A 7280-nucleotide genomic window follows, 5' to 3' on the forward strand; every position below is an offset into this window, starting at 1 on the left:
AATGAGCGTCCGGATCGACCACACCGCGCCATCCGGCGAGGCGAACCCAACCAACATCCCCCCGGGTGCCTGCTACCCCTGGCCGGCGAGTGTGAGCCCTCTGGCGAGGGAGGCCACTGCCGCCGTCACCGAGTACGGGCGTCCCTCCTTGCACTTCGGCCGCGACCGCCATGACCTAGGCCTGCTCCTGCTGGCGGATACCCACGTTCACCGCGACAGCGTCTGGTCCTTCGCACCGACCAACAACGAGCCGGCACGGCTTGCCCAGGCGATCCTGCTGGCCCGGCACTGTGGGGATCAAGAGCTGGACGGGCGGCCGTGGCCAAGCTACGGAAGCGAGGCGAGGGACCGGTGGCGCCCTGGCCCGACTACCTCTTCCGGCAAGCCGTCGCCGACTGGGCCAAGCAGTACTCCAAGGCTACCGGGATCGACCTCAGTGACTTGGCCAAGCTCAAGCGGAAGCGCCCTGAGTATCCAGAGGCCCCGTAATATCCAGATCCACGTACCGGGGTCTGCATAGCGTGGGAACCGTCCAGCATGAAGGCCGCCGTCGGCAACGCCACCGTGCGCCGACGGCGGCTACCGGGACACCGGCCTGGCCATCCCGCATCGCCGCCTGGGTCCGCGTGCTCCGCGGAGAAGGCCGCAAGCCTTCCCTCACGATGAACTGGGTCACCATCCGTCGCTATGCGCACTACAACGTCCCGGCCCTGCATCAGTGGGGCCAGCGGGTCAGCAGTCTCCGTGAGATCACCCAGAAGGACATCGAGGACATACTCAGCAGCCGCACGGGAGAACAAGCCCGTTCGCTCCCCGCAAGCCTGCGATCGCTCTTCCGCGCATTGAAACGCGAGCGCGTGATCTTCCGCGATCCAGCCCGCGGTGTCTCCGTGGCCTCCACCGTCAACGCACCCCGGCGCATCCCGTCGGACCGGCTCGTGGGTCTGCTGGACAAGGCACCGACCGCGATGGCGAAGGTCGTCGTTGCTTTGGTGGCCATCCACGCGCTGGGGCCACAGGAGATCCGCCATCAGCTCCTGACCGGCCTCGACCGTCCGGCAGGGCGCTTGGTCGTCCGCCGCCGCTTCGGTGATCACGTCGTCTATCTCGACGAACTGACCATGAAGCTCCTGAGCGACTGGCTTCGCGCACGGGCTGAGCGCTGGCCCCGCAGCACCAATCCGCACCTGATCGTCACGCAGGTCACCGCGGTCGACCCCAACGGCCCTCCGGTTTCCAAGGATGGGCTGCGGTTGGTGTTCAGAAGGCTCGGTATCCAGCCCCGGAGGCTCCGCATCGACCGGCTGCTCGATGAGGCACACGAAACTGCCGACCCCGTGCACCTGATGCGCGTCTTCGGGATCTCCGACACGACCGCACTGAAGTACGTCAGAGCAGCCCACCCCCACCGATTCGGGCCAGAGCCTACCCAAGCCTGATCGGCAGTCCCGAACCCGGGGGTACAGAACTGGCGACCTCGCGTAATCGGGAGTCGCGTATTCCTCAGCTGTTGAGTGCTCATGGTGACCGTGAGTGGTCGCCAGAGGTGTAGTGACGCCAGGTTCCTCCGGCCTCGGCGGCGAGTTGGGCGGTGGTGTCGTCGTGGTAGCCGAGCATTCGGGCGACTACCGGAGCAGGGGCCTGGAGGACGAGGTGGCGGATCGCCGCGGTGCGTCCTCGCTGGGTCGGGAAGGCCAGCTGGCGGAGTCGGAGTCCCAGAGTTTCCGGGGTCATCGGCTGTCCCGCCCGGCGGCCGGGGAAGAGCCATCGGGCGTCCGGATTGGCCGCGGTCATGGTGTTCGGCCGCTGCCCCAGGTAGTCCAGCAGCATCCCGGCGAAGGGGGCCGGAACAGGCGACGGCGGGTCGCCGAGCCGGACCAGGACCTCGCCGGCCTTGTGTAGGACGTCGTCGGTGCCAAGCCGGGCAATCCGAGTGAGCGGCTGTGCGTAGAGAAGGACGAGCAGGGCGGCAACGCGGTCCTGGAGCGGCACGTCGTCGCGGTTCACGAGTTGTCGCAGCAGCGCGAGCCGCTGGTGCTGGGCGAGCGGGGCGGGATTGCTTGTGGAGCGGTGCGGGACAGCGGCCTTCGGCATGCGTTTGGACCGCATCGCCCACCGCAGGAAGGCGTGGGTGAGGCGCCGGGCGGTGTAGCCGCCGGCGTACCAAGCATCGACATCGGCCTGCGTGCAGTCGGCGAGAGACCGTCCACGCTCGGCAAGATGATCGAGGAAGGCGGTCGCGAGGTGGATCTCGTTGCGGGCCTGCTGGACCTGCTTGCCAGTGAGCGGGCCGCGGCCGGCCAGGGTGTTGAGGCGGCGCTGGACGTGCCAGGCGGCGAAGAGCTCCAGCAACTGCCGGTGCCCGGCATTGTCGTTGGCGGGCAGCTTCTCGGCGAGCCATCGCTGGAACAGCAGCAACTGCCGGTCGGCAGGTGGCAGGACCCCGGCCTGGATGAGCAGATCACGCAGGTAGGCCACTGAACGCCAGGGGGTGAGCCGGCTCAGACCCTCGTGGGTGAACGGGACTTCGCCGCGGGCCAGGGCCCGTAGGTTCCGCTGGACGTGGGGCTTGCTGGTCCAGGTCAGGGCGCCCTTCGGGCGGCGCATTTGCCGCAGAGCGTCGAAGAGCGGGAGGAGTTCGGCCCGGATGGAGCCGGTGCCGTCGTCGAGGAGTTCGCCAAGGCGCTCGGCCAGCACGCATTGGCCGCAGACTCCGCGCCGGTAGCGCCTGGCCTCTCGTCCGCACCGTTCGCAGGTGAAGTCTCCGAGGCCGCCGGCGCAGTCGGTGCAGAGCTTGCCGCCGTCCGACGCGAGGCCGGGAGTCAGCCGCTCAGTGCCGCAACCGGTGCAGGTCCCGTAGGTCTCCAGCGCATGGTCGTAGCAGCGCGGGCAGAGGTAGCCCTCGGGCCAGTGCGCCGCCCCGAGACGCACGGCCCGATGGCAGCGCGCGCAGAACAGGTCCTCGGCGCGGACGCGGGTGCGGCTCACCCCTCGGGCCGGATGCGGGCGCGCTTGGGACGGACCGCCGACAGGTCGATCACCGCATCGCCGGTGGCGACCTTGCGGACGGCGGCGTTCTCAGCCTTGGTGGCGATCAGGTCGGCCGGGGTGCACTCGAAGATGTCGCAGAGCGCGGCCAGCACCGGCAGCGACAGCCGCTCGGGGGTGCCGGTGACCAGGCGGTGGACCTGGGAGAGGGAAAGGTTGATGCCCCGCTCAGCGAGCGGCGGAGCGAGCTCGCTGGTGGTGAACATCCCGGCGGCGGCCATCCGCTCGCGCAGCCGCCACTGGTAGCTGACCTGGCGTTTCATCGGGCCCTCCTCGTGGGCTTGAGCGCGGCATCGATGGTGGCGTCCAGGGCCCGCCGCAGGGTGCGCGTGCGGAAGTCGGAGGACACGCAGGTGTAGATGGAGGTGGTGGAGGCGTGGTCGTGGCCGGCCTGCTGCTGGACGAACAGCGGGTCCCAGCCGTCCTCGATCAGGTGGGTGACGTACGACCTTCGCAGCGAGTGGAAGTCCAGGACCGCATCCAGGCCGAGATCGTCGCGGTAGGCGGCGAAGCGGGAGTCGAGCCGTTGCAGGCCGACCCGCCGGCCGCGTTCGGACGGCCACAAAGCGGGCCCGTCCGCGTGCCGCATCGCGGGCCTCACCTCGCTGACCCACTGGTCGAGGATCTCGGCCGACCACTCCCACACGGTCAGTACGCTGCGGCGCTTCGGGGGCGAGCCCTTCTTTGCCTTGCCGTGGCGGACGTAGCAGACGCCGAACTCGCCGAATTCCGTCCCTTCGGGGTTGCGGCCGAAGTCGGCCGTGTCCAGCATCCGCGTCTCGTTGCGCCGCAGTCCGTAGGCGTACGCGGTCTTGAAGAGCATCGCGTCACGGAAGGCGGGCAGCCAACCCTTGCGGCCCCGGCCTCGGACCCGGCTCACCTCGTCGTCGGCGTGGTCGAAGAACGCCTGCAACTCGTCCCGGGTGAAGGCCCGTTTAGGGGCCTCAGCCTCGCACTCCTGCATGTGCACGGCGGTGTTCCACTCATGACACACCTGGATCGGATGGGTACCGAAGCGCCGTTCGCACTCAGCCGCCCAGCCATAGGCGGGATCGGTGCCGTAGTCGCAGAACAGCCGCACGGCCTCCTGGTAGCCGCGCAGCGTCGAACGGACGTAGCCGCGGACCGCCCTCAGGTCCCCGAACCACTCGTCCGCCAACGTCGAGGACCAGTTCCACGGGAAGGCCTCCGCGTGCGCCGCAAACGCCCGGACCTTCCGCTCACGGCCGTTGATGGTCGACAACGCGAGATTCCGGGCCAGCTGCTGGTTGCGCCAGCCGTCCAGCATCGCCTCGAAGACCTGCTCCTCCGGCCGCAGCAGTGGCACCCCGTCGGCCAGGTGCAACCGCGCAGCCCCCGGTGCCGTCCCGTCCTTGCCCGCCAAATCCGTCACGCTCCGTAGATCGCATCCGGCGCGAGAATCTCGCATCAGATGCGAAGCCCGAAGCGGAACAGCAGGTCAGTCATCCGATTGAGTGAAGCGGAACGACAAAGACACAGTCGGTCCGCTACCGTCTCGGCAAGTACACGATGGACCCTCCATCCGCTGATCAGCGGCTTCTCGACGTCCGCCCGGCCAGCACGGCGCAAGGCGGCGCCAGTTCGCATCAGATGCGATTCGCGCCGCTTCCGAGATACGCACCAAAGGGGCGATGAGTTGATCTTGATGCGACTTCGCACGTGGTCAGCACAGTGAAGCCGCAGTAAATGCGTACACCTCGCCCCGGCGGCTGGATTGGTCCGCCGCCGGTCGCGGTGATCACGGCAGGGGCTCTGCCGCAGTAAATCCGGCGTTTGCTGCGGCCGTTGCGAACGCGTCTCCGCGATCGAGCATCCGCCCGAATGCGGTTCTGCTGTGCGGACTTGAGGGGAGGGGACGGTCAGTGTCCGACGCCGACCAGGCCCGGCGCCGGCATGCTTACCTGGGTCATGCCCCCAGATCCTCCGTCACGGGCAGGCACTCGGCGAGCAGGTCGACGACGTCGCGCCAGGCGCGCTGCGCGTGCCGTGGGTGGTAGCCGACGCCGGGGCGCACGGTGTGGTCGACCGGCGGGTGGTGGAAGGCGTGCAAGGCGCCGCCGTAGACCGTGAGGCGCCAGTCGACGCCCGCGGCCTGCATCTCGGCTGTGAATGCGTCCCGTTGCGAGGGCGGCATGATCGGGTCTTCCGACCCGACCCCGGCCCACACCGGGCAGCGGATGCGCGCCGCCTCGCCCGGTCGGCCCGTGGTCAGTGCGTTGACTGTCCCGATCGCGCGCAGGCTGACGCCGTCGCGCCCGAGTTCCAGCCCAATGGCACCCCCGGTGCCGTAACCGACGGCGGCGATCCGGTCGGGGTCGGTCCGCGGTTCGGTGCGCAACACGTCGAGCGCCGCATGGCCGATGCCCCGCATCCGGTCGGGATCAGCGAGCAGTGGCATGCAACGGGCCAGCATCTCCTCGGGGTCACCCAAATAGCGCCCGCCGTGAAGGTCGAAGGCCAGCGCTACATATCCCAGCTCGGCGAGAGCATCGGCCCGGCGGCGCTCGACGTCGCTGAGCCCCGTGCCCTCTGGTCCGAGCAGCACTGCGGGCCGGCGGTCGACACCGGCCGGGAGCGCGAGGTGCCCGATCATCGTCAAACCGTCGGCCGGGTACTCGACCGTACGCGTCGTAATCGCCGTCATGAGACTGGACTGTAGTGATCGTCGAGCCCGGCCTGGCCGATGTTCTGCCGCTGGCAGAACAGCGCGCGTGTCCCTCTGAAATGCGGGGGCCGAGCCCTCAGGGCTTCAAGATCATTTCGTTGCCCCTTTGGCGCGTACCTCGGTCACACCCCAACCCGTCGGCTACTCCGCCAGCGGGCGCCACGTCCCCCTCCGGTTCCCCGCGATTCCACCCCGAGAATCCGCGAACCTGTCGGCTTGGGCCTGCAAAGAAGAACATTACGGGACAGCACTAGGCTGGCACGGTGACTGATGAGCAGGAGCGGGTGCAGCCGTCGGGGGTGTGGGCCACGGCGGTAGGGGTGGCCAGGGTGCGGGCGCTGGAGACCGAGCGGGAGAACGCGCTGTTCCGCGACCCACTGACACAGCCCTTCGCCACCGCCGGCGGCCTGGGGCCCTCCTCGCCGCCGTTGCCCGGTGACGAGGCCGCGCGACGCCGCTGGATGGGCGTGGCGTTCTCCATCGTCATCAGGACGAAGTTCCTCGACGACCTGTTGCAGCAGGCCTCCGCGTCCGGGATCCGACAGGTCGTGCTGCTCGGCGCCGGCATGGACAGTCGGGCCTTCCGGATGGACTGGCCCGAGGGCACCCGGCTGTTCGAGGTCGACACCGCCGCGCCACTGGACTTCAAGGCTTCGGTGCTGCGCCAGGAGCGGGCCGTCGCACGCTGCGAGCGGATCACGGTCGCGGTGGATCTGCGTGAGGACTGGCCAGCCGCGCTGGCCGCCGCAGGGCACGACCCGGCGGTCCCGACCGTGTGGATCGCCGAAGGACTGCTGATCTATCTGCCCGAGGACGCGGTGGAGCTGCTGCTGGCCCGGATCAGCACGCAGTCGGCGGCAGGCAGTCGGATGGGGCTGACGTTGGGCTCGCGCGGCGTGATCGAGCGCTTCAGCGTGGACGCCGTGCCGGGATCGGCGGCGTCCATGTGGGTTTCGGAGATGCCCGACGATCCGGTGGGCTGGCTGGCCGGGCACGGCTGGGAGGCCGGCAGCCACACCCTGCGCGAGTGCGCTGCCGCCTACGGCCGCCCGATCAGCACCCCGCCGCAGCGTGAGGAACGGCCCGGCGGACTGATCTCGGCGGTCCGCCGGTAGAGCGCCTCCTGGTTCCCTGAAGGGCTGTCCCGCAATGATCACGGAGCCGGGGCAGAGCTGCTCGATGGGCTGAGGACAGGCTCAGCCGGTGGCTTGTGAAGTACCCAAACACCGGGCGAAGTCGGCAAGAGCCCGGAAGTCATCCTCGCGCAGGCCGATCCGCGGGTTGACGTGGTGCAGAAGGCCACGTGCGCGATGGTGGGTGGTCACGTACGCCTGGCCCGGGTCGCTCTGTTCGTCGTCCACTCACGCGAAGGCGCGGCCGTTGGCGTGGTCTACCTTTGATCTTGGCTAGTGCTCCGGTCTTCAGGCCGGATGGTGAAGGCCATCTCAAAGTAGGGGTGACCCGCACCAGGGGCACGGGTCCGCACTGGTGACCTCAGCTCACGGGGCGCTGCTGCCGCTCGATGTACTGCTGTACGACGGTGAGT

The 7280-nt window shown here is 69.1% G+C and carries 7 protein-coding genes and 1 pseudogene; 3 read left to right on the plus strand and 5 right to left on the minus strand.

Features of this window, described 5'->3' with window-relative positions; genetic code table 11:
* Nucleotides 1-318: 318 nt before the first annotated feature.
* Both ACIBJF_RS42935 and ACIBJF_RS42940 read left to right on the plus strand, forming a co-directional pair.
* Nucleotides 319-489 carry a hypothetical protein gene (locus ACIBJF_RS42935; RefSeq protein ID WP_399182483.1) on the plus strand — a complete coding sequence of 57 codons (171 nt, stop codon included), beginning with the start codon at nucleotides 319-321 and terminating at the stop codon, nucleotides 487-489.
* 173 nt (nucleotides 490-662) lie between these two features.
* Nucleotides 663-1439, plus strand: coding sequence for a hypothetical protein (locus ACIBJF_RS42940; RefSeq protein ID WP_399182485.1), 777 nt, complete (start codon nucleotides 663-665; stop codon nucleotides 1437-1439).
* 79 nt (nucleotides 1440-1518) lie between these two features.
* Here ACIBJF_RS42940 and ACIBJF_RS42945 read toward each other — a convergent pair whose 3' ends face one another.
* From ACIBJF_RS42945 to ACIBJF_RS42960, 4 genes are all read right to left on the minus strand, one after another.
* Complete coding sequence (locus tag ACIBJF_RS42945) at nucleotides 1519-2988, minus strand: hypothetical protein (protein WP_399182487.1); 1470 nt, start codon at nucleotides 2986-2988, stop codon at nucleotides 1519-1521.
* Nucleotides 2985-3311 (minus strand): helix-turn-helix domain-containing protein, encoded by a 327-nt coding sequence (locus ACIBJF_RS42950; RefSeq protein ID WP_399182489.1) that lies wholly within the window; start codon nucleotides 3309-3311, stop codon nucleotides 2985-2987. The genes ACIBJF_RS42945 and ACIBJF_RS42950 overlap by 4 nt, the downstream gene beginning before the upstream one ends.
* Nucleotides 3308-4441 carry a tyrosine-type recombinase/integrase gene (locus ACIBJF_RS42955; RefSeq protein ID WP_399182491.1) on the minus strand — a complete coding sequence of 378 codons (1134 nt, stop codon included), beginning with the start codon at nucleotides 4439-4441 and terminating at the stop codon, nucleotides 3308-3310. Before ACIBJF_RS42955 ends, ACIBJF_RS42950 begins: the two co-directional genes overlap by 4 nt.
* A 534-nt stretch (nucleotides 4442-4975) precedes the next feature.
* Nucleotides 4976-5713, minus strand: a complete 738-nt coding sequence (locus ACIBJF_RS42960; RefSeq protein WP_399182493.1) for a dienelactone hydrolase family protein — start codon at nucleotides 5711-5713, stop codon at nucleotides 4976-4978.
* Between the two features lie 284 nt (nucleotides 5714-5997).
* Between ACIBJF_RS42960 and ACIBJF_RS42965 the strand changes: the two genes are divergently transcribed.
* Nucleotides 5998-6849: a class I SAM-dependent methyltransferase gene (locus ACIBJF_RS42965; protein ID WP_399182495.1), complete on the plus strand. Its 852-nt coding sequence runs from the start codon at nucleotides 5998-6000 to the stop codon at nucleotides 6847-6849.
* Nucleotides 6850-6930: 81 nt separating this feature from the next.
* Here ACIBJF_RS42965 and ACIBJF_RS42970 read toward each other — a convergent pair.
* Nucleotides 6931-7128 (minus strand): annotated as a pseudogene (locus ACIBJF_RS42970) (hypothetical protein); the annotation flags it as partial.
* Nucleotides 7129-7280: the final 152 nt, after the last annotated feature.

The sequence above is a fragment of the Streptomyces sp. NPDC050743 genome (genome assembly GCF_044456925.1).
Taxonomy (GTDB): domain Bacteria; phylum Actinomycetota; class Actinomycetes; order Streptomycetales; family Streptomycetaceae; genus Streptomyces.